The sequence below is a fragment of the Arthrobacter sp. TE26545 genome, from assembly GCF_056279005.1.
The window spans coordinates 1,354,635-1,373,271 of sequence record NZ_JBWBQM010000001.1 but is presented as its reverse complement, the minus strand read 5'-3'; the positions used below and the strand labels follow the sequence as shown (position 1 = coordinate 1,373,271).

The window sequence follows — 18,637 nt, the reverse complement described above, 5'->3', positions numbered from 1 at the left end:
TGCCCGGAAACCGGTGCAACCGTTACTTAGGCGCAGACTCCTGCGCCGCGCGCTGCAGCTTGACCTCGAGCGAGTCGACGTTCTCGGCAAAGGCGTCAAGCTGCGCCCACGCTTCGTTCAGGCGTCCCAGCAGCGCCTGCAGGGCGGCGGCGTCGAGGCCGTCGTCGAGGAAGAGCACCACCTGCAGTTCGGGGCCGGCACCGCCGCCGGCCACGGTCTGCCCTGTGGCCGTACGGGACGCCGTTCCGGCGCCCTGGCGGGTTTCCAGGCGTCGGACCGCCGGGAACTCCCGTGCCGTGGAAGCGAGAGCAGACTCCAGTTGATCATCCAGGTACGACGGCGTCCAGTCCCGCTGCTGTGCCAATGCCCACACTGCGGGCCTGCGGACCACGAACGTGACCTCGGAGCCCGGGTCCAGGACCAGCAGCTGGGCCCCTTCGGACACAGCGGAGAGAGCCGCACGGGCTGCGTAGACGGCAACGGGCCGGGCTTCCGGATGCCAGGATTCCAGCGCGGCCGCCGAGGTGAACACCGGCATCGCCGTCCGGCCGTCGGGCGCTTTCAGGGTGACCAGGGCCATGTCGGCCTGCTTGTCGGCCTGCAGGGTGTCACCGTGCGCAGCGGCGACTCCGTCGGCTTCCTCGGCCAGGGTTGCCATGACGGGCACGAAGACCCGTGCTGTGGCGAGCGCCTTGACGACGCCGGCTTCGCCGCCGCGCCCCTCAAGGAGCGCTTCGACTGCGGCGAGGTAGCCGGCGTCGGCGCTGCCGTCGTCGTCCTCGAAGTTGTGGATCTTCGCGGCGTCCCCGCTCAGGTCCCGGCCCGCCCACGGCGTGCCCGCCGAGTCGGTAGCTCCCCCGGCACCGGCCAGCGCCGCGGCAATGTGGCCCGGCAGTTCCCGCCTGGGTTTGGCATCCGCCGCCGTGCCCGGCCCTGCTGCCGGTTCCTGCTGCCCGTGCATCAGCGGCGGCCGGCTACGTCCAGGGCTTCGGGAAGCGTGAAGGCTCCCGCGTACAGGGCCTTGCCCACGATCGCGCCCTCGACCCCGAACGGCACCAGGTCGCGGAGAACGCGGAGGTCTTCAAGGCTGGAGATACCGCCGGAGGCCACAACGGGCTTGCCGGTCTTCTCGACCATCTGCTTGAGCAGTTCGACGTTGGGGCCCTGGAGCGTGCCGTCCTTGGTCACGTCGGTCACGACGTAGCGCGCGCAGCCGGCGTCCTCGAGGCGGGCCAGCACCTCCCAGAGGTCCCCGCCTTCCTTCGTCCAGCCGCGGCCGGCCAGGGTGGTGCCGCGGACGTCGAGGCCGACGGCGATCTTGTCGCCGAAGCGTTCGATGGCGCGCCGGGTCCACTCCGGGTTTTCGAGGGCGGCGGTGCCGAGGTTGACGCGGGCGACGCCGAGCCCGAGGGCACGCTCAAGGGACTCGTCGTCGCGCAGGCCGCCGGAGAGTTCGACCTTCACGTCCAGCTGCGAGACGACTTCGCTGATGAGGTCCGCGTTGTTCCCGCGGCCGAAGGCGGCGTCGAGATCCACCATGTGCACCCATTCGGCGCCGTCGTTCTGCCAGTTGAGGGCGGCTTCGAGCGGGGTGCCGTAGCTGGTTTCCGAGCCGGCCTCGCCCTGCAGGAGGCGGACGGCCTGGCCGTCCACGATGTCGACGGCGGGCAGCAGTTCCAGGACGGGAAGTTCAGGGGCGGTAGCCATGGGGATCCTCGGTGTTGGGGACGGAAGCGGGCGTCAGTTGCCCGGCAGGGTGAAGAGGTAGGCGGCCAGCAGCGCCATGGCAGCCAGCACGTAGAAGGAGATGGAGACCCAGCGGGGGCGCTTCTGCTGGTGGAAGGAGATTCCGCCGCCGATCAGCAGCCCGGCCGCGCCCATCAGGATGATCGACCACATATCAGGCAGTGGCTTCCGGCGCGCCGGCGGCTTCCGGGGTCTCGGCGGCCTTGGGGCGCAGGCCCTCGACCCAGTTGCGCAGCAGCCGCGCTCCGGCGTCGCCGGACTTCTCCGGGTGGAACTGGGTGGCGCACAGCGGCCCGTTCTCCACGGCCGCAATGAAGGGCGCGCCGTGCTCGGACCAGGTGACCATAGGAGGGGCCATCCGCGGCTGCGCGACGTCGAACTCCCACTTCTGCACCCCATAGGAGTGCACGAAGTAGAAGCGTTCGTCCTCGACGCCGGCAAACAGCTTGGAGCCTTCCGGCACCTTCACGGTGTTCCAGCCCATGTGCGGCACCACCGGGGCAGGTAGCAATTCCACCTTCCCCGGCCACTCCCCCATGCCCTCGGCTTCGGTGCCGTGCTCCACGCCGGCTTCGAAGAGAACCTGCAGGCCAACGCAGATGCCGAGCACCGGACGGCCGCCGGCTACCCTGCGGCCGATCATCCTGATGGCGTCGACCGCTTTCAGCTCACGCATCACGGTTTCGAAGGCACCCACGCCGGGCACCAGGAGGCCGTCCGCGTTCAGGACGTCCTCGGGCTTGGCGCTAAGGGTCACCTCGGCGCCGGCACGCTCCAAGGCACGCACGGCGGAGCGCACGTTCCCGGAACCGTAGTCCAGGACCGTAACGGTGGGTTTGCCCTCAGGCGAAACGACACGGCTGCCGGCATCGGGGTCGACGATGGCGCCGTTCTTGAGGATCTGCTTGCTCACAGGGCTCCCTTGGTGGACGGGATGCCCTCCACGCGGGGATCGGATTCCACGGCGGCACGGAGGGCGCGGGCAAAGGCCTTGAACTGGGCTTCGACGATGTGGTGCGGATCGCGGCCGGCCAGCACGTTCATGTGCAGGCAGATGCCGGCGTGCAGGGTGATGGCTTCGAACACGTGCCGGGTCAGCGAACCAGTGAAGTGCCCGCCGATCAAGTGGTATTCCTGGCCTGCAGGCTCACCGCTGTGCACCAGGTAGGGGCGCCCGGAGACGTCCACGACGGCGTGTGCCAGGGCTTCGTCGAGGGGCACGGTGGCTTCGCCGAATCGGCGGATTCCTGCCTTGTTGCCGAGGGCGGTACGCAGGACCTCGCCGAAGGTGATGGCGACGTCTTCCACGGTGTGGTGGGCGTCGATGTGGGTGTCACCGGTGGCCTTGACGGTCATGTCAATGAGCGAATGCTTGCAGAGCGCGGTCAGCATGTGGTCGTAGAACGGCACGGAAGTGCTGATGTCCGATACGCCGGTGCCGTCGAGGTTGATTTCGACGAAGACCGAGGACTCGCTGGTGGCGCGTTCCATGCGTGCGGTCCGGGCGGCTGCCGTAGTGGCGCCGTTTTCGCTCATTGAATTGTCCTTCGAGGAGAGGTGGGAATCAGCTTCAAGTCTAGGCCCGCGCGGGGGTTCGGCCGTCAAGCAGGGCTTCGAGGGCTTCAAGGAACGCCGTGGTTTCGGCTTCGGTGCCTGCAGTCACGCGCAGGTGTCCGGGGATGCCGACGTCGCGGATCAGCACACCGGCGTCGAGCAGGCCCTGCCACACCGTGTGCGGGTTCTCGAGGCCGCCGAAGAACACGTAGTTTGAGTCGGAAGCCGCCGGCTTCAGGCCCAGGCGGGTCAGTCCGTCCACGATCCGGTCACGTTGGACCTTGATGTCTTCGACGTCGGCCATGAGGGCTTCGCGGTGCCGGAGGGCTGCGAGGGCAGTGGCCTGGGTGACAGCCGAGAGGTGGTACGGCAGGCGCACCAGCCGGATGGCGTCGGTGACCTCCGGGGCGGCCGCCAGGTAGCCGACGCGGGCACCGGCAAGGGCGAAGGCCTTGCTCATGGTGCGCGAGACAATCAGGCGTTCCCGGCCGGGCAGCAGGGTCAGTGCGCTGGGCGTGTCGTCGTGGGCGAACTCGTGGTACGCCTCGTCGACGATGACGATCGCCTGGCTTGCCTCCCCGGCTTCGTAGACGGCTTCGACGACGTCGAGGCCCAGGCCCGTGCCGGTCGGGTTGTTCGGGGAGCACAGGAAAACGATGTTCGGCTGCAGTTCCCGGACCTGGGCAGCGGCCGATGCGGCGTCCAGTCCGTAATCATCGGCACGGACGCCGGTGATGTAGGCCGTGTCGGTTCCGCTGGCTAGCAGCGGGTACATCGAGTACGTGGGAGGGAAGCCCAGGGCGGTGCGCCCGGGCCCGCCGAAGGCCTGGAGGATCTGCTGGAGGACCTCGTTGGAGCCGTTGGCCGCCCAAATGTTTTCGGGGCTGAGACCATGTCCGAGGTACTCGGCCAGAGCTTCGCGAAGCTCGGTGAATTCACGGTCCGGGTAGCGGTTCAGGCCCATGGCTGCCTTTGCCACCGCTTCGGTGATCGCGGCCTGGACATCCGAGGGAACACCATGGGTGTTTTCGTTGACGTTGAGCAGGATCGGAACATCCAGCTGCGGCGCGCCATACGGGCTCAGTCCGCGGAGGTTGTCCCGGAGGGGAAGTCGGTCAAGTCGCTCTAGCTGCTCACTCACCATGACAGTTTAAGGCGCAAGCACTGGTGCCCTGAAACTGTGACAGCCGCGGCCCGTCCCGGTGTTGCGGAGGGAATCAGGCGGCCGGGCTCAGGCGGCAGGTACGAACAGCTGCTGGCCGGGGACGATCCGGCCGCCTTCCAGGTTGTTCAGCTGGATGATCTCCACAATGACATCGCGCGGATCGCGTTCCGGCGCGGCGGCACCTGCGATGCCCCACAGGGACTGGCCGGCTTGCACCGTGACGGTGACCGTGGGGGTGGTGCGCAGCACGGTTCCCTCGTCGGCAGCCTTGGCCGGCGAATTCAGGAATCCCACCAGGGTCAGCAGGGCGGCAAGCAGGAGCATTGCCGGGATGCCGAAGAAGACAATGCGGCCACGACGGGTCAGGCGGAGGCGGCCGGGGACAGCCTGGGGAAATTCTCGGGTGATGGTGATGCCGGACATGAGCTGAGCCCTCCTGATGAAAAGCCTGCACCCGGACCCGCCCGGCACATGGCTGCCAATTCTCTCTTCCATCAGCGCCCAGCTCCCCGGCATTCGAATCCGATGTTCGAATCGAAGGGCGGCCGAACTGCTGACTTAGAACACATATTCGAACCTTGCTACGACATTTTTAGCACTTATCAACGAATGGTGTCGAGACTCGCTAGAACAAATGTTTGATAAAGCCCTGCGCCTGCCCTACGTTTGAGGGAAAGGAACAGGCACAGAAAAAGTGCATCAGGAGGGTCCGACATTTTAAGGACCCGCTCCCTGGCCAACGGCCCGGGCGGAACGGAAGGACGCGGCACATGGCAGCACGAGCCAACGGCAACGGGGTCTCCCCGCGGAGCCAGCAGCTGCCTAAAGCAGCCAAGGGCCTGACTGTCCGCCAGAAGAAGATCCTGGAAACGATCCAACGTTCCGTGAACGACAACGGCTACCCGCCCTCCATGCGCGAGATCGGGGACACGGTGGGTCTTGCCAGCCTCTCCAGCGTCACGCACCAGCTTTCCCAGCTCGAAAAGCTCGGCTACCTGCGCCGTGATCCGAAGCGCCCGCGCGCCATGGAGGTCCTCATGCCCCTGACCCTCGACGGCGGGGCGCAGATTCCGGGAGTCGAGGCGCCTGCCTCGCTGCGCAGCACCGGCGGGCTTGCCGTCACGGAACTGGCCAGCGCCAGCGACACTGCAATGGTCCCTCTCGTGGGCCGGATCGCCGCCGGTGGACCGATCCTGGCGGACCAAACCGTGGAGGACGTTCTTCCCCTCCCCCGCCAGCTTGTGGGCCACGGCGAGCTGTTCATGCTCAAGGTCGCCGGTGATTCCATGATCGACGCCGCGATCTGCGACGGTGACTGGGTGGTGGTGCGGCGCCAGAACGACGCCGTCAACGGTGACATCGTTGCGGCCCTGCTCGACGACGAAGCCACGGTCAAGACATTCCGGCAGCGGGACGGCCATACCTGGCTGCTCCCCCAGAACACCCAGTACGAGCCGATCCTCGGCGACCACGCAACGATCATGGGCAAGGTCGTCTCTGTGCTGCGCTCCCTCTAAGGGTTGCGTTCGCTCTAAGGGCTGCACTCGCGCTCTAGCAGGCGGGCCCGGGGTCTCTTAGCCGGCGCTCAGCCGTTCAAGCGCCCCGCTGACCACGGAGCTGTCCGTCGTTGCCCAGAAGGGCGGCAGCGCAGCGCGCAGGAATCCGCCATAGCGTTCGGTCGAGAGCCTGGAGTCCAGGACGGCCACCACTCCCTTGTCTCCCGTCGTGCGGATCAGGCGCCCGGCGCCCTGGGCAAGGCGGATTGCAGCATGGGTCGCCGAAACCGCCATGAAGCCATTCCCGCCGGACTGCGCCACGGCGCGCGAGCGGGCGGTCATCAGGGGGTCATCCGGCCGAGGGAACGGAATCCTGTCGATCACCACAAGCCGGCAGGAACCGCCGGGAACGTCCACGCCCTGCCAGAGCGACATCGTGCCGAAGAGGCAGGTGTCCTTTTCGTCAGCGAACTGCTTCACGAGGGCGGCCATGGTTGACTCGCCTTGGCACAGGATGGACAGGTCCAGCCTGGAGCGCATCTGTTCGGCCGCTTCCTCTGCCGCGCGGCGGGAGGAGAACAGGCAGAGTGCCCCGCCTTTGGAAGCGCGGAGCAGGCGTTCCAGCTCGTCGAAGGCCTCGGGTGAGGTTCCGCGCCCTGGTTTGGGCAGGTGCGCCGCTACGTACAGCATCCCCTGTTTCGGATAGTCGAAGGGCGAGCCGACGTCCACCCCGGTCCAGCTTGGGGCACCCTCCCCCATCAGGCCGAGGCCGCCTGCCGCCGGTTCGAACGCCGCGCCGATGGCGAGGGTGGCGGAGGTCAGCACCACGGTGTGGTCCGCAAACAGGCCTTCGCGCAGGCGTCCGGCGACGCTCAGTGGGGCAATGTTGATCAGGGCCGGCGCACCTTCGTCCGGCGCCGAATAGCCTTGCTGCGGGTCAAAGCTGCTGGCGCGGGACAACCACACCACCTCGCGGTTTTCGCGGGCGGCGAGCAGCCGTTCGCACAGTTCCAGGATCAGCAGGAGGCGTGAACGCGCAAGCTGCCGGCCGCCGTCGACCGCGTTGGAGGAATCGCCCTTCGAGTCCGAAAGCGCGGCGCGGCAGGCTTCGCGGAGCTGGTCGATGCAGTCGAGCTGTTCGTCGTTGAGTCCGTTCGGCAACAGCCCGGAGGGCGCGTCGGCCAGGGCCAGCTCCAGCCGGTCCGCCGCCGAGTTGAGCGCGTCGACCGTGATGGCCGTGTGCTTGCGCGCGCTGGACGCCGCGGCGTGGATCATCGTCACCGAAAGCTGACCTGAGACGGCGCCGGTGACGCGGTCCTGGAGTTCGTGGGCTTCGTCCACGACCACGACATCGTATTCCGGCAGCACGGCCAGCCCTTCGAAGGCGCTGACGGCCAGCATCGCGTGGTTGGTGACCACGACGTCGGCCTCGGCAGCCCGTTGCCGGGCCAGCTCACTGAAGCACTCCTCGGCCAGCGGGCACTTCTGCGCGCCGAGGCATTCCATCGAGGTCACCGAGACCTGCCGCCATGCGCGGTCCGTCACGCCTGGCATGAGCTCGTCGCGGTCGCCCGTGGAGGTGGTTTCCGCCCACTCACGCAGGCGCAGCACTTCCTTGCCCAGCTGCGATGCGGTCCCGCCGATCGCGGCCGCCACGTGCGGGACGCTGGTGTCTTCCCCGAGGGAGAACAGCTGGCCCTCGGCCGGCTCCTCGCTGGGGAATCCGCCTTCGAGCTTGTGGCGGCACAGGTAGTTGGCCCGTCCCTTGACCAAGGCAACGATGACCGGCCGCTCCAGCAGGGGGTTGAGGGTTTCCAGGAGCCTCGGAAGGTCGCGCGCCACGATCTGGCTCTGCAGCGCAAGCGTCGCCGTGGACACCAGTGTGGGCTTGTTGCTGTCCATCGCGTGCGCGATCAGCGGAACCAGGTATGCGAGGGACTTTCCGGTTCCGGTGCCGGCCTGGACAAGGAGGTGCTCATTGTTCTCGATGGCGCGGGCGACATGGAGGGCCATGGTGTGCTGCCCGGTGCGGTTCTGCCCGCCCATCCCTGCGACGGCCTTGTCCAGGAGGTCCAGGGCGGTGCGTTCCGCCCTGGACCTTCCGGTGACCGGATTTTCCTGTTCAGCCATTGATGGCGAACTCGCCGAGTTCTGCTGCCAGGTTTTCGTGCACCATGGCAACCACCCGGGTGCCGCCTTCCTCATGCTCGAGGCTGAGGATCTCGGCGTCGGAATTGTGCAGCTTGTTGATCAATTCGCCGCGGTTGTACGGAATCAGCGCCTCAAGCCGGACGCCGGGCCGCGGAATCGCCGCGCTGATCGCTTCCAGCAGTTCGGCGATGCCCTGGCCGGTGCGGGTGGAGACAACGGCGTGCCGCGGTTCCTTCTGCTTCAGGCGCTCGACGACGAAAGGATCGGCCGCATCGACCTTGTTCAGCACGATGATTTCCGGAATCTTCCGGGCATCGACCTCGGCCAGCACGGTCCGCACCGCGGCGATCTGCCCTTCGGGATCGGGATGGGAGACATCAACGACGTGAAGGATCAGGTCGGCGTCGGCCACTTCCTCCAGGGTGGAGCGGAAAGCCTCCACCAGCTGGGTCGGCAGGGAACGCACGAAACCGACGGTGTCGGCCAGGGTGTAGCCGATCCCGTCCGGGGTCTGCGCCCTGCGGACAGTCGGGTCGAGGGTGGCGAACAGGGCGTTTTCGACGAGGACACCGGCGTCGGTGAGGCGGTTGAGCAGTGAAGACTTTCCGGCGTTGGTGTAGCCCGCGATCGCCACCGAGGGAACGGCATTACGACGGCGGTTGGCCCGTTTGGTCTCCCGGGCCGGCTTCATGGCCGCGATCTCCCGCCGCAACTTGGCCATCCGAGTGCGGATGCGCCGGCGGTCGAGTTCGATCTTGGTTTCACCGGGACCGCGGGAACCCATGCCGGCTCCGGCGCCGCCCACCTGGCCACCGGCCTGGCGGGACATGGATTCACCCCAACCACGCAGGCGCGGCAACAGGTACTCGAGCTGGGCCAGCTCAACCTGGGCCTTGCCTTCACGGCTCTTCGCGTGCTGGGCGAAGATGTCCAGGATCAGGGTGGTGCGGTCCACCACCTTGACCTTGACGATGTCTTCCAGGCCGCGCCGCTGGGACGGTGCCAGCTCGGTGTCCACGACGACGGTGTCCGCCCCCGTTGACATCACAATGTCCCTGAGCTCCAACGCTTTGCCGGATCCGAGGTAGGTGCCGGGGTCCGGCTTGACCCGGCGCTGGACGATACCGTCCAGCACTTCCGAGCCGGCGGTCTCGGCCAGGGCCGCGAGTTCCCGGAGGGAGTTCTCGGCGTCGGCAAGGGTCCCCTCGGTCCAGAGGCCGGCGAGGACGACGCGCTCAAGGCGCAGCTGCCGGTATTCGACTTCGGTGACGTCCTCGAGTTCGGTGGACAGGCCTGCCGTGCGGCGCAGGGCGCGGCGTTCGGCCAGGTCTTCCTGCTCGCCGTCGTAAATGCTGTGTTCTTCGTCCAGGGTGGAAATCGCCTGGGCCTTGCCGAACACGCCGGGGGAATCTTCACGGTCCCGCGCCGGTGCCGGCACATCCTTGGAGAGAATCCGGTCGATGACAGCCTGGATTTGTTCAGGACTCATGTCCTGGGCGTCGGAATCGGCTCCGGTGTTCTGCTGCGTGGTCATGGTCTCCTTAGAGGTTCGGCATATCCAGAATAGTGCCGTTTGATGTCTGATGGTGCGCGCTTCGCGCTGGGCTGACGCCTTCGCAGGACCAGACAGGAATCCAGGACGCCGTGGTGCCGCGGCGTGCAGCCGGGACGGACGGCGGTGGATCGATCTGTTGAGCTTCCGGCAGCCGGTGTGGTCGTCCTCGAGGGGACACCGCAGCGGTTCGGTTACCGGGATCATGCCAAGGCGGAAAGGCGCTGCCACGGTTGGTTCCACACTGGAACGGCCCGGGCCGGCCTGCATCGCAGGGGCTGAATTACTCAAAGATCAAGAACATGCATACAACCCTATCAGGCGTTGTCAAGCACTTCCCGGGCCCGCGGTTTCCCTTGGCTGGCGCGGCCAACTACTCTGGCAAGCTATGGAGTCTGCTCACTATTTCAACGCGCCCGCCGGGCCCTTCCCCCGCAAGCCCCTCACGGTGGAACTGGCCGGCACCACCCGCAGCCTCCACAGCTCCCCCGGAATCTTCAGCCCCGACGGGATCGACAAGGGAACAGTGGTCCTGCTGGACGGAGTGCCTGCACCGTCCCCGCGAGGCAATCTGCTGGACATCGGCTGCGGCTGGGGTCCGATCGCGCTGACCATGGCATTGATGGCGCCGGAAGCGCGGGTCTACGCCGTCGACGTCAATGACCGGTGCATCACCCTCACGAACGAAAACGCTGCCGCGCTGGGGCTGGACAATGTCACCGCGAGCCTGCCCGACGACGTCGACCCTTCCGTGAGCTTCGACACCATCTGGTCGAACCCGCCGATCCGCATCGGCAAGGCCGAACTGCATAAGTTGCTGCTTAGGTGGCTGCCGCGGCTGGCTCCGGGCGGGGATGCCTGGCTGGTGGTCCAGAAGAACCTCGGATCGGATTCGCTGCAGCGCTGGCTGGCGGAGGAACTGGACGATACCTTCACCGTGACCCGGGAAAGCGCCGCCAAATCTTTCCGGATCCTGCGGGTCAGGAAAGCGAACCAGTAGCGACGATCACCGCGGGGCCGCTGAGTTCCACGTGTTCGCGCCCGCCGGCCCCGGGGAAGAAGCGTACTTCGACGACGCCGCCGGGGACGTTGACCTTCCAGTTGTCCGGTGCGCCGGCGCCGGCCCAGTGCCGGATCGCGACGGCGGCCGCGCACGCGCCGGTGCCGCAGGACTGGGTCTCGCCCACGCCCCGTTCGTGGACGCGCATGGTGATGGTCCCGATGCCGTCGTGGACGAGCGGTTCGGCCGGGACGACGAATTCGACGTTGGTGCCGTGCGGCGGAACGGGATCCACCTGGGGTGCCTTGTAAAGTTCAGTGGCTTCCAGCTCCGACAGTTCGGCCAAGGCCACCACCGTGTGCGGGTTGCCCATGCTGACCGAGAGCGCCGGCCGGGCGACTTCGAGGCCGGCAGCGTGGACCAGGGAGTCCATGGCCTTGTCCCGGGCGTCCTCGGGGAAGATGAATTCCCACGGGCCCATGTCCACGGCATAGCCCTCGGCCGTGCGGGAGATCCGCTTGACCCCGCCCCGGGTGCCGATGGCCAGGGATTCGCCGGCGCCCAGCGTCACGAAGCCCTGGTCGATGAGGAAGTGCACGAAGACGCGGACACCGTTGCCGCACATCTCGGACAGGGAGCCGTCGCCGTTGCGGTAGTCCATGAACCATTCCGCCGCGGGCTCGTCCTCAAGGATGTCGCGGCCTTCGGGAAGGAAACGCGAAGGGACGGCACGGATGAGCCCGTCGCCGCCGATGCCGAGGTGGCGGTTGCACAGGGCCGCGACCTGTTCCGGGGAGATCCGGTGCTGGTCCTGCGGGTCGGCAATCAGGACGAAATCGTTGCCGGTGCCGTGGCCTTTGGAAAAAGGCAGTCCGTCAAGGCCAAGGGTGTTCGTGAGGCTTTCGTCCATGGATCAAGGCTACCTGCGGGCGGCCGTCCGCCTAAATCAACCGGCGTGCTGCCAGCGAGGTGTTGTCAGCACAGTTCCGCGGCCTTCGCGACGAGCCCTGGATCCTGCCAGTCGAGCCAGGTGATCCGGGGATCGGCGCGGAACCAGGTGAGTTGGCGGCGCGCGAACTGCCGGGTGGCCACGATGGTCTCCTCGGCCGCCGTCGCGATGTCCGAATCGCCGTCGAGCACCCGGAGGAACTGTGCGTAACCGAGCGCCCGTGCGGCGGTCTTGCCCCGCCGCAGGCCGACGGCGTCGAGCGCGCGGACCTCGTCCAGCAGTCCGGCATCGACCATGCGGTGCACCCGCAAGGCGAGGCGTTCGCGCAGGAGTTCGCGGTCGACGTCGAGCCCGATCTGCACGGCGGGCCTGACGTATTCGCGAACGGGCATGAAGGAACTGAAAGGCCGGCCGGTGAGCCGGTGCACCTCGAGGGCGCGGATGATGCGCCGGGCGTCGCCGAGCCGTTCGGCCGAGACGGGATCGACGGCACGCAGGCGGTCGGCCAGCACGGACAGGCCGTGCGCCGCGGCTTCGTCTTCAAGGGCCTTGCGGAGGGCAGGATCGGTTCCCGGGAACTCAAGGACATCCAGGGCCGCCCGGACGTAGAGCCCGGAGCCGCCGACCAGGATGGCGCGTCTGCCCCGGGCGTGGATGTCGTCGATGATGGCCCGGCAGTCCTGCTGGAACGCCGAAACGCTCGCTTCCTCCGTGACGTCCATGGTGTCCAGGAGGTGGTGGGGCACGCCGTGGCGCTCGGCCAGGGTGATTTTCGCCGTTCCGATATCCATGCCGCGGTAGAACTGGAGGGCGTCGGCGTTGATGACCTCCCCGCCCAGCGCCAGCGCCAGCTGGACGCCGAGATCGGACTTTCCGGAGCCGGTGGGACCGACGACGGCGATCACCGGCGGGTTTGCTTCTTCCGGCATGTTTGGCCGCGGCATGCTCAACTTCGGCGCAGCGGCAACGACGGCATGCCGAGGGAGACTGCCGCCTTGCCGTCCTTGCCCGCAGCGCCGGGCGCGGGAACACCGCAGGAATCGGCCTGGGACCGATCCCAGGCGTCACCGGCGCGGGAGCGGCGCAGGCTGTAGTCGGCCGTGCCCGCGGGATCGGCGAGCAGGTGGAAGGCCGCGGCTTCGGTGATGGTGACAGTGACGAAGTCGCCCGGGCGGGGTGTTTCGGCGCCCTCGGGGACGGAGAAATGCACGAGGCGCTGGTCCGCGGCGCGGCCGGAAAGGCGGTGGGTCTCCCCTGCCTTGCGCCCTGCCTGGGCGGTCACCAGAAGCTCCACCTTGCGGCCGAGCTGCTTGGCGTTCTCCTCGGCGGCGATCCGGTCCTGCAGTGCGGTCAGCCGCTCGTAGCGTTCCTGGACGACGGCCTTGGGGAGCTGCTCGGGCAGCTCGGCGGCAGGGGTGCCGGGCCGCTTGGAGTACTGGAAGGTGAAGGCCGAGGAGAAACGGGACTTTTCGACGACGTCGAGCGTGGCTTGGAAGTCCTCTTCAGTTTCACCGGGGAAGCCGACGATGATGTCCGTGGTGATGGCGGCGTTCGGGATCCGTTCCCGGACCTTGTCCAGGATGCCCAGGAACTTGGAGGAACGGTACGAGCGGCGCATCTCCTTGAGGACCTTGTCGGAGCCGGACTGCAGGGGCATGTGCAGCTGGGGCATCACGTTGGGGGTTTCGGCCATGGCCTCGATGACGTCGTCGGTGAAGGCCGCCGGGTGCGGGCTGGTGAAGCGCACGCGTTCCAGGCCCTCGATCTCGCCACAGGCCCGCAGCAGCTTGGAGAACGCCAGCCGGTCGCCGAATTCCACACCGTAGGAGTTGACGTTCTGGCCGAGGAGCGTGACCTCGACGGCGCCATCGTCCACGAGGGCCTGGATCTCGGCAAGGATCTCCCCCGGCCGGCGGTCCTTCTCCTTGCCGCGCAGGGAAGGAACGATGCAGAAGGTGCAGGTGTTGTTGCAGCCCACGGAGATCGACACCCAGCCCGAGTAGACGGAGTCGCGCTTGGTGGGCAGCGTGGACGGGAAGACGTCCAGGGATTCAAGGATTTCGAGCTGCGCCTCGTTGTTGTGGCGGGCCCGGTCCAGCAATGCGGGCAGGGCACCGACGTTGTGTGTGCCGAACACGGCGTCCACCCAGGGAGCCTTCCGGACGATGGTTTCCCGGTCCTTCTGGGCAAGGCAGCCGCCAACCGCGATCTGCATGCCCGGGTGTGCGGCCTTGACCTGCTTCAGCTCGCCGAGATTGCCGTAGAGCTTGTTGTCCGCGTTCTCCCGGACGGCGCAGGTGTTGAAGACCACGACGTCGGCCAGGCCGCCCTCGGCGGGGACGTAACCGGCGTCCTCCAGCAGGCCGGCCATGCGCTCGGAATCATGGACGTTCATCTGGCAGCCGAAGGTGCGGACCTGGTAGGTACGCTGGCGGCCGGGCTCGTCGCCATCCGACTCGGCGGCACGGGGCGTGTCGGCGGGCTCGGCTGCGGAGGAAGGGGCTGCGGGAGAGGCGGTAAAACTCACTCGTTAAGGGTACCGGCTTCGTCGAGCACTTCCCCGACGATCCGGAAGGCCAGCGAGGGCTGGTAGCCCTTCCGGGCCAGCATGGCCGCAAGCCGCCGGGTGTGCTTGTCCCGTTCTTCCCTGTTGCCAAGGTCCACACCGGACCGGAGCTTGCGTGCGACCAGCTCCCGCGCGGCCTGCTGTTCGTCCTCGTCGCTGAGCTGCCCGAGGGCCTCTTCGGCGGTGTCGGAGTCGATGCCTTTGTCCGCCAGTTCACGGCGGAGCGCGCCCTTGGCCAGTTTCCTGGTCTGGGAGCGGCTCCGGACCCACATCTCCGCGAACTCCGAGTCGTCGATGAGCCGGACCTCCTCAAACCGGTCCAACACGGCTTCGGCCACTGCCTCGGGTACACCGCGTTCGGCCAGCTTCCGGGCCAGCTGCTGACGGCTCTTGGGCGAGTTGGTCAGCTGCCGCAGCACGATGGCCCGGGCCACGGCTTCGGGATCAGCTTCGGCATCCTCCAGAACCGGGGAATCTGCGGAGGGTTCCCTGCCCGGACCGGCCCTGCGCTGCCGCTTAGCCGTCAACGGCCTTCAGCTTCGGGGAGTCCTCGCCTTCGGCTGGCTTGACGCCGACGCCCAGCTTCTCCTTGATGAGGCGTTCCAGCTCCTGGGCAAGCTCGGGGTTGTCGCGCAGGAAGCGGCGCGAGTTCTCCATGCCCTGGCCCAGCTGGTCACCGTCGTAGGTGAACCAGGAACCGGATTTCTTGATGATGCCGTGCTCGACACCCATGTCGATGATTCCGCCTTCGCGGGAGATGCCCTGGCCGTAGATGATGTCGAACTCTGCGACCTTGAACGGCGGGGCCATCTTGTTCTTGACGATCTTGGCCTTGGTGCGGTTGCCGACCGAATCCGAGCCCTCCTTGAGGGTCTGGATGCGGCGGACATCGATGCGCACGGAGGCGTAGAACTTCAGCGCCTTGCCACCGGTGGTGGTTTCCGGGGAGCCGAAGAACACGCCGATCTTTTCACGCAGCTGGTTGATGAAGATCGCCGTGGTCTTGGTCTGGCTCAGGCGGCCGGTGATCTTACGCAGGGCCTGGCTCATGAGGCGGGCCTGCAGGCCCACGTGGGAGTCACCCATTTCGCCTTCGATTTCGGCGCGCGGAACGAGAGCCGCGACGGAGTCGATGACGATGATGTCCAGGGAGCCCGAACCCACCAGCATGTCCATGATTTCCAGGGCCTGTTCACCGGTGTCCGGCTGCGAAACGAGCAGGGCATCCGTGTCCACGCCAAGCTTGGCCGCGTAGTCCGGGTCCAGGGCGTGTTCGGCATCGATGAAGGCCGCGATGCCTCCGTTGCGCTGTGCATTGGCCACGGCGTGCAGTGCCACGGTGGTCTTACCCGAAGATTCCGGGCCGTAGATTTCCACGACACGGCCACGCGGCAGGCCGCCAATGCCCAGTGCGACGTCCAGGGCAATGGATCCGGTGGGGATCACCTCGATGGGCGCACGGGTGTCGTCACCCAAGCGCATGATGGAGCCCTTGCCGAATTGCTTGTCGATCTGGGCAAGCGCTGCTTCGAGCGCCTTCTCACGATCCGGGTTTGCCGCCATGGTTCACACCTCTGAGCTTTCTCGCTGTGGACTGGCCTGAGGGGCCGCTTTCCTGTCCCTTCCGACGCTAGTGCCGGCCGCTGACATTTTTTGCGGGCAACATGCACTATGTGGATAACCACACGGAATCGGACTGGTCACGGATACAGGCGGAGGGTCCGTCAGAATCAATTTTCCTCTGAAAGGAGCATAGTCCCATCCGAACAGATATTCGAACATCCGGGCCGCGCGTGTCACGGCTTCGAAGCTGAGTCTGCTGCTGGATCGGAGCTGCGCCTGGGTCAGGACTGCGGGGACGCCCCATCCTTGATCTTGATGTCCCGGCCAAGCCGGCGGTCCTCGGGAACGTCCTGGACTTCGCAGACCGCGAGCCACACCTTCCGCGGGTCGACCCCGGCGGCCAGCGCCTGCACGGCCGTGCGCCCGCCCACCCCGGCAAGCACCAGGGAGCTTGCCAGGACCCGGGCATAGCCGCTTCCGAACTCGTCTTCCATGAGTCGCCAAAAGTCACTGATCCGCACCAATAGAGTCTCTCACGTGGCAGGACTCTAGAATGGTTGCCATGAGCAATACCCCCGACGATGCGCCGGAGCCGGTCGACGGAGACGGCGTCGACAACGCCCTCCAGCAAGTGGAACACCAGCTGAGCATCTTCTGGCGCCGGGCCCGTTCGCTCTCCCACCAGCTGTCCCGCCAGGTGCACCCGGACATGGAACCGGCCGCGTACGGACTGCTTTCGATCATCCGCAAGGAAGGGCCCATGCGCCTGACCGAACTGGCCTCCTGCATCGGAGTCGGCAAGCCCTCGGTGAGCCGCCAGATCGCGTTCCTCGAAAGCATCGGCATGGTCTACAAGGAGGCCGATCCGCAGGACGGACGGGCACAGACCATCCGCCTGACACCCAAGGGCGAGGAAAAGATGCACCAGGTCCAGGACGCACGGCGGCAAGTATTCCGGGAGCGGTTGGGCGAATGGCCCCTTGAGGAGATCCGGACCCTGGCCGAGTACATGGAGCGGCTCAACACCGCGTACGGCGAAGGAATCGGCAAGGACCAGGCCTGAGCTGATGCCACGCCCAACCGGGTTAAAGGCGATCACACAAAAGGAAGAGGCTCCGGCGTTGCCGGAGCCTCTTCCTTTGTTCTTATACCGTTTGGCGTTTAGGCCAGGGTGCTCATCGCGCTGCCGAGAGCATGCCTGGAGTGAAGTCCCCGCCGAGTTCCGCGCTGAGTTCGCGGTCCAGGTCGCGTCCGTAGCGCTGGGCGAATTCCTGGGGCACGGTGTCCGGAACTGCCACGCCTTCGGCAACGGCCACGCGGTCGCTGACTTCGCGGAGCATGCTGGACAGGGGCACGTCCAAGGCTGTGCAGATCGAAGACAGCAGTTCGGAGGACGCTTCCTTCTGGCCGCGCTCCACTTCGCTCAGGTAGCCAAGGGATACGCGGGCGCTGTGCGAAACCTCGCGGAGGGTACGGCCCTGACGCTGACGGACATCGCGCAGAACATCACCGATCTCGTGACGCAGTACAACCATCTTGCGCTCCTTCTGTTCCCTCGGTGCCGATTCGGCCAAGCCCACATCCTTCCAGCGGACAACGCCGTTTACGGATACGGGCTGCTTAACCATCTGTATCGCCTTGCTCCCTCTTCGATCCGGGACACCTTTTTGACAGGTGCCCCGCTTGTCTTACATCCTAGGCGCCCCGGCTCTTCCGGAGCGACACAATGTAACAACTATTGGGCTGCCGTTTTTGTTCCCGCTTACTTTACCCGTGGTAACTCGGCGCCGCGCAGGAGTTCCAGCACCCTGTCCAGGGCGGCAGCTGCGGCTTGTTCCCGGATCTCGGCCCGGCTGCCGGAGAAGGCGTAGCCGAACGCCTCGCTGCCCTGACCCGAAGCCACAGCAATGAAAACCGTGCCCACGTCCTTGCCGTCGTGTGCCTCGGGGCCAGCCACTCCCGTGGTGGACACCCCGATGTCGGCGCCGCAGGCTTCCCGGGCACCCTCCGCCATGGCGCGGGCAACTTCGGCGTCCACCGATCCGGCCTCCGCGAGCAACGCCGGGGACACCCCGAGAAGAGTGGCCTTCACCGAGTTCTGGTAAGCGACCACTCCGCCCTGCAGCATCCCGGAGGCCCCCGGGGTATTGGCCAGGATCGCGGCGACCATGCCCGCCGTCAGGGATTCCGCCGTTGCCACGGTGATGCCCTTGGCAATGGCCACGCCGACGACGACCGCAGCGGTTTCCTGCGCGGTCCGGCTCATGCGCGCCTTCCTGCCGCCCGCAGCCTCAGGGCTTGGAAGACATACTCGACGCCGGTCCAGACGGTGATCGCGAGGGCCGCGAGCATCACGGCGAACGCCAGCCAGTACAGCCAGGGGGCGATCGACGCCAGCGGCACGATGAACAGGAAGATGGCCACGGTCTGCACGACGGTCTTGAGCTTTCCGCCCCGTGAGGCCGGCATGACCCCGTAGCGGATCACGAAGAAGCGGAGGGCGGTGATCCCCCATTCCCGCACCAGGATCACGATCGTGATCCACCAGGGCAGCTCGCCCAGCGCGGAGAGGAGCACCAACGCAGAGCCGGTGAGCAGCTTGTCCGCAATCGGGTCCGCGATCTTTCCGAAGTTGGTGATCAGGTTCCGGGAGCGGGCAATGTCGCCGTCGAGCTTGTCCGTGTAGATCGCGACGGCGAAAGCACCGACGGCGGCCCAGCGCCAGACGCCGTGCTCGCCGTTGTCGGCGAGCAGGAACCAGACGAAGAAGGGGACGAGCGCGATGCGCAGCATCGTCAGGATGTTGGGCAGGTTCCAGATCTCGGAGCCGGAACCGGCTTTGCTGCCTTCGGATGTAGTCACGCCTCTAGGCTACCGTCCGGAACCCGGCCGCCG

21 protein-coding genes are annotated in these 18,637 nt (G+C 66.9%); 3 read left to right on the top strand and 18 right to left on the bottom strand.

Annotated elements, in window-relative coordinates; translation table 11 throughout:
• Positions 1–22: 22 nt before the first annotated feature.
• The 7 genes from ACZ9CK_RS06120 to ACZ9CK_RS06090 form a co-directional block, all read right to left on the bottom strand.
• Positions 23–961, bottom strand: coding sequence for an SseB family protein (locus tag ACZ9CK_RS06120; protein ID WP_426302886.1), 939 nt, complete (start codon positions 959–961; stop codon positions 23–25).
• Positions 961–1,707, bottom strand: a complete 747-nt coding sequence (priA, locus tag ACZ9CK_RS06115) for a bifunctional 1-(5-phosphoribosyl)-5-((5-phosphoribosylamino)methylideneamino)imidazole-4-carboxamide isomerase/phosphoribosylanthranilate isomerase PriA (protein ID WP_426302885.1) — start codon at positions 1,705–1,707, stop codon at positions 961–963. The genes ACZ9CK_RS06120 and priA overlap by 1 nt, the downstream gene beginning before the upstream one ends.
• 33 nt (positions 1,708–1,740) lie before the next feature.
• Positions 1,741–1,899: a hypothetical protein gene (locus ACZ9CK_RS06110; RefSeq protein ID WP_426302884.1), complete on the bottom strand. Its 159-nt coding sequence runs from the start codon at positions 1,897–1,899 to the stop codon at positions 1,741–1,743.
• Position 1,900: 1 nt separating this feature from the next.
• The gene (gene hisH / locus ACZ9CK_RS06105; protein WP_476049511.1) at positions 1,901–2,659 is read right to left on the bottom strand and encodes an imidazole glycerol phosphate synthase subunit HisH; all 759 of its coding nucleotides are present in this window, start codon (positions 2,657–2,659) and stop codon (positions 1,901–1,903) included.
• The gene (hisB, locus tag ACZ9CK_RS06100; RefSeq protein WP_426302882.1) at positions 2,656–3,282 is read right to left on the bottom strand and encodes an imidazoleglycerol-phosphate dehydratase HisB; all 627 of its coding nucleotides are present in this window, start codon (positions 3,280–3,282) and stop codon (positions 2,656–2,658) included. Before hisB ends, hisH begins: the two co-directional genes overlap by 4 nt.
• Before the next feature lie 40 nt (positions 3,283–3,322).
• On the bottom strand, positions 3,323–4,441 hold the full coding sequence (locus ACZ9CK_RS06095) for a histidinol-phosphate transaminase (protein ID WP_476049510.1): 1,119 nt from the start codon (positions 4,439–4,441) through the stop codon (positions 3,323–3,325).
• A 90-nt stretch (positions 4,442–4,531) separates the two neighbouring features.
• Positions 4,532–4,888 carry a LysM peptidoglycan-binding domain-containing protein gene (locus ACZ9CK_RS06090; protein ID WP_426302880.1) on the bottom strand — a complete coding sequence of 119 codons (357 nt, stop codon included), beginning with the start codon at positions 4,886–4,888 and terminating at the stop codon, positions 4,532–4,534.
• A gap of 347 nt (positions 4,889–5,235) precedes the next feature.
• On the opposite strand from ACZ9CK_RS06090, the gene lexA reads away from it, so the two are divergent.
• Positions 5,236–5,982, top strand: coding sequence for a transcriptional repressor LexA (lexA, locus tag ACZ9CK_RS06085; protein WP_426302879.1), 747 nt, complete (start codon positions 5,236–5,238; stop codon positions 5,980–5,982).
• A 57-nt stretch (positions 5,983–6,039) separates the two neighbouring features.
• On the opposite strand, the gene ACZ9CK_RS06080 is transcribed toward lexA, so the two are convergent.
• Together ACZ9CK_RS06080 and hflX are read right to left on the bottom strand one after the other, a co-directional pair.
• The gene (locus tag ACZ9CK_RS06080) at positions 6,040–8,091 is read right to left on the bottom strand and encodes an ATP-dependent DNA helicase (RefSeq protein WP_476049509.1); all 2,052 of its coding nucleotides are present in this window, start codon (positions 8,089–8,091) and stop codon (positions 6,040–6,042) included.
• Positions 8,084–9,646: a GTPase HflX gene (gene hflX, locus ACZ9CK_RS06075; protein WP_476049508.1), complete on the bottom strand. Its 1,563-nt coding sequence runs from the start codon at positions 9,644–9,646 to the stop codon at positions 8,084–8,086. The genes ACZ9CK_RS06080 and hflX overlap by 8 nt, the downstream gene beginning before the upstream one ends.
• Before the next feature lie 406 nt (positions 9,647–10,052).
• Between hflX and ACZ9CK_RS06070 the strand changes: the two genes are divergently transcribed.
• Complete coding sequence (locus ACZ9CK_RS06070; protein ID WP_476049507.1) at positions 10,053–10,664, top strand: class I SAM-dependent methyltransferase; 612 nt, start codon at positions 10,053–10,055, stop codon at positions 10,662–10,664.
• On the opposite strand, the gene dapF is transcribed toward ACZ9CK_RS06070, so the two are convergent.
• The 6 genes from dapF to ACZ9CK_RS06040 all read right to left on the bottom strand — a co-directional run bounded on the left by dapF (position 10,645) and on the right by ACZ9CK_RS06040 (position 16,263).
• Positions 10,645–11,574, bottom strand: coding sequence for a diaminopimelate epimerase (gene dapF / locus ACZ9CK_RS06065; RefSeq protein ID WP_426302875.1), 930 nt, complete (start codon positions 11,572–11,574; stop codon positions 10,645–10,647). The two genes, ACZ9CK_RS06070 and dapF, sit on opposite strands and share 20 nt — an antisense overlap.
• A gap of 65 nt (positions 11,575–11,639) precedes the next feature.
• Complete coding sequence (gene miaA, locus ACZ9CK_RS06060) at positions 11,640–12,542, bottom strand: tRNA (adenosine(37)-N6)-dimethylallyltransferase MiaA (RefSeq protein ID WP_476049506.1); 903 nt, start codon at positions 12,540–12,542, stop codon at positions 11,640–11,642.
• A gap of 17 nt (positions 12,543–12,559) precedes the next feature.
• Complete coding sequence (gene miaB / locus ACZ9CK_RS06055; RefSeq protein ID WP_476049505.1) at positions 12,560–14,140, bottom strand: tRNA (N6-isopentenyl adenosine(37)-C2)-methylthiotransferase MiaB; 1,581 nt, start codon at positions 14,138–14,140, stop codon at positions 12,560–12,562.
• On the bottom strand, positions 14,137–14,613 hold the full coding sequence (locus ACZ9CK_RS06050; RefSeq protein ID WP_476050868.1) for a regulatory protein RecX: 477 nt from the start codon (positions 14,611–14,613) through the stop codon (positions 14,137–14,139). The genes miaB and ACZ9CK_RS06050 overlap by 4 nt, the downstream gene beginning before the upstream one ends.
• Positions 14,614–14,695: 82 nt before the next feature.
• Entirely contained in the window at positions 14,696–15,742 is a 1,047-nt protein-coding gene (gene recA / locus ACZ9CK_RS06045; RefSeq protein WP_074589205.1) for a recombinase RecA, read from the bottom strand.
• Between the two features lie 281 nt (positions 15,743–16,023).
• Positions 16,024–16,263, bottom strand: coding sequence for a DUF3046 domain-containing protein (locus ACZ9CK_RS06040; RefSeq protein WP_426302873.1), 240 nt, complete (start codon positions 16,261–16,263; stop codon positions 16,024–16,026).
• 41 nt (positions 16,264–16,304) lie between these two features.
• Here ACZ9CK_RS06040 and ACZ9CK_RS06035 point away from each other — a divergent pair, with 41 nt between their 5' ends.
• Positions 16,305–16,805, top strand: a complete 501-nt coding sequence (locus tag ACZ9CK_RS06035; protein WP_426302872.1) for a MarR family winged helix-turn-helix transcriptional regulator — start codon at positions 16,305–16,307, stop codon at positions 16,803–16,805.
• Positions 16,806–16,917: 112 nt separating this feature from the next.
• On the opposite strand, the gene ACZ9CK_RS06030 is transcribed toward ACZ9CK_RS06035, so the two are convergent.
• The 3 genes from ACZ9CK_RS06030 to pgsA form a co-directional block, all read right to left on the bottom strand.
• Positions 16,918–17,370: a helix-turn-helix domain-containing protein gene (locus ACZ9CK_RS06030; RefSeq protein WP_426302871.1), complete on the bottom strand. Its 453-nt coding sequence runs from the start codon at positions 17,368–17,370 to the stop codon at positions 16,918–16,920.
• Between the two features lie 134 nt (positions 17,371–17,504).
• Positions 17,505–18,008, bottom strand: a complete 504-nt coding sequence (locus ACZ9CK_RS06025; RefSeq protein WP_476049504.1) for a CinA family protein — start codon at positions 18,006–18,008, stop codon at positions 17,505–17,507.
• Entirely contained in the window at positions 18,005–18,604 is a 600-nt protein-coding gene (gene pgsA, locus ACZ9CK_RS06020) for a CDP-diacylglycerol--glycerol-3-phosphate 3-phosphatidyltransferase (protein ID WP_476049503.1), read from the bottom strand. Before pgsA ends, ACZ9CK_RS06025 begins: the two co-directional genes overlap by 4 nt.
• Positions 18,605–18,637 lie beyond the last annotated feature (33 nt).

Bases quoted from the DNA above. Each gene is read 5' to 3' on its own strand.
- ACZ9CK_RS06120 (WP_426302886.1), bottom strand. From the start codon at position 961: ATGCACGGGCAGCAGGAACCGGCAGCAGGGCCGGGCACGGCGGCGGAT.
- priA (WP_426302885.1), bottom strand. From the start codon at position 1,707: ATGGCTACCGCCCCTGAACTTCCCGTCCTGGAACTGCTGCCCGCCGTC.
- ACZ9CK_RS06110 (WP_426302884.1), bottom strand. From the start codon at position 1,899: ATGTGGTCGATCATCCTGATGGGCGCGGCCGGGCTGCTGATCGGCGGC.
- hisB (WP_426302882.1), bottom strand. From the start codon at position 3,282: ATGAGCGAAAACGGCGCCACTACGGCAGCCGCCCGGACCGCACGCATG.
- ACZ9CK_RS06090 (WP_426302880.1), bottom strand. From the start codon at position 4,888: ATGTCCGGCATCACCATCACCCGAGAATTTCCCCAGGCTGTCCCCGGC.
- lexA (WP_426302879.1), top strand. From the start codon at position 5,236: ATGGCAGCACGAGCCAACGGCAACGGGGTCTCCCCGCGGAGCCAGCAG.
- ACZ9CK_RS06080 (WP_476049509.1), bottom strand. From the start codon at position 8,091: ATGGCTGAACAGGAAAATCCGGTCACCGGAAGGTCCAGGGCGGAACGC.
- hflX (WP_476049508.1), bottom strand. From the start codon at position 9,646: ATGACCACGCAGCAGAACACCGGAGCCGATTCCGACGCCCAGGACATG.
- ACZ9CK_RS06070 (WP_476049507.1), top strand. From the start codon at position 10,053: ATGGAGTCTGCTCACTATTTCAACGCGCCCGCCGGGCCCTTCCCCCGC.
- dapF (WP_426302875.1), bottom strand. From the start codon at position 11,574: ATGGACGAAAGCCTCACGAACACCCTTGGCCTTGACGGACTGCCTTTT.
- miaA (WP_476049506.1), bottom strand. From the start codon at position 12,542: ATGCCGGAAGAAGCAAACCCGCCGGTGATCGCCGTCGTCGGTCCCACC.
- recA (WP_074589205.1), bottom strand. From the start codon at position 15,742: ATGGCGGCAAACCCGGATCGTGAGAAGGCGCTCGAAGCAGCGCTTGCC.
- ACZ9CK_RS06035 (WP_426302872.1), top strand. From the start codon at position 16,305: ATGAGCAATACCCCCGACGATGCGCCGGAGCCGGTCGACGGAGACGGC.
- ACZ9CK_RS06030 (WP_426302871.1), bottom strand. From the start codon at position 17,370: ATGGTTAAGCAGCCCGTATCCGTAAACGGCGTTGTCCGCTGGAAGGAT.
- ACZ9CK_RS06025 (WP_476049504.1), bottom strand. From the start codon at position 18,008: ATGAGCCGGACCGCGCAGGAAACCGCTGCGGTCGTCGTCGGCGTGGCC.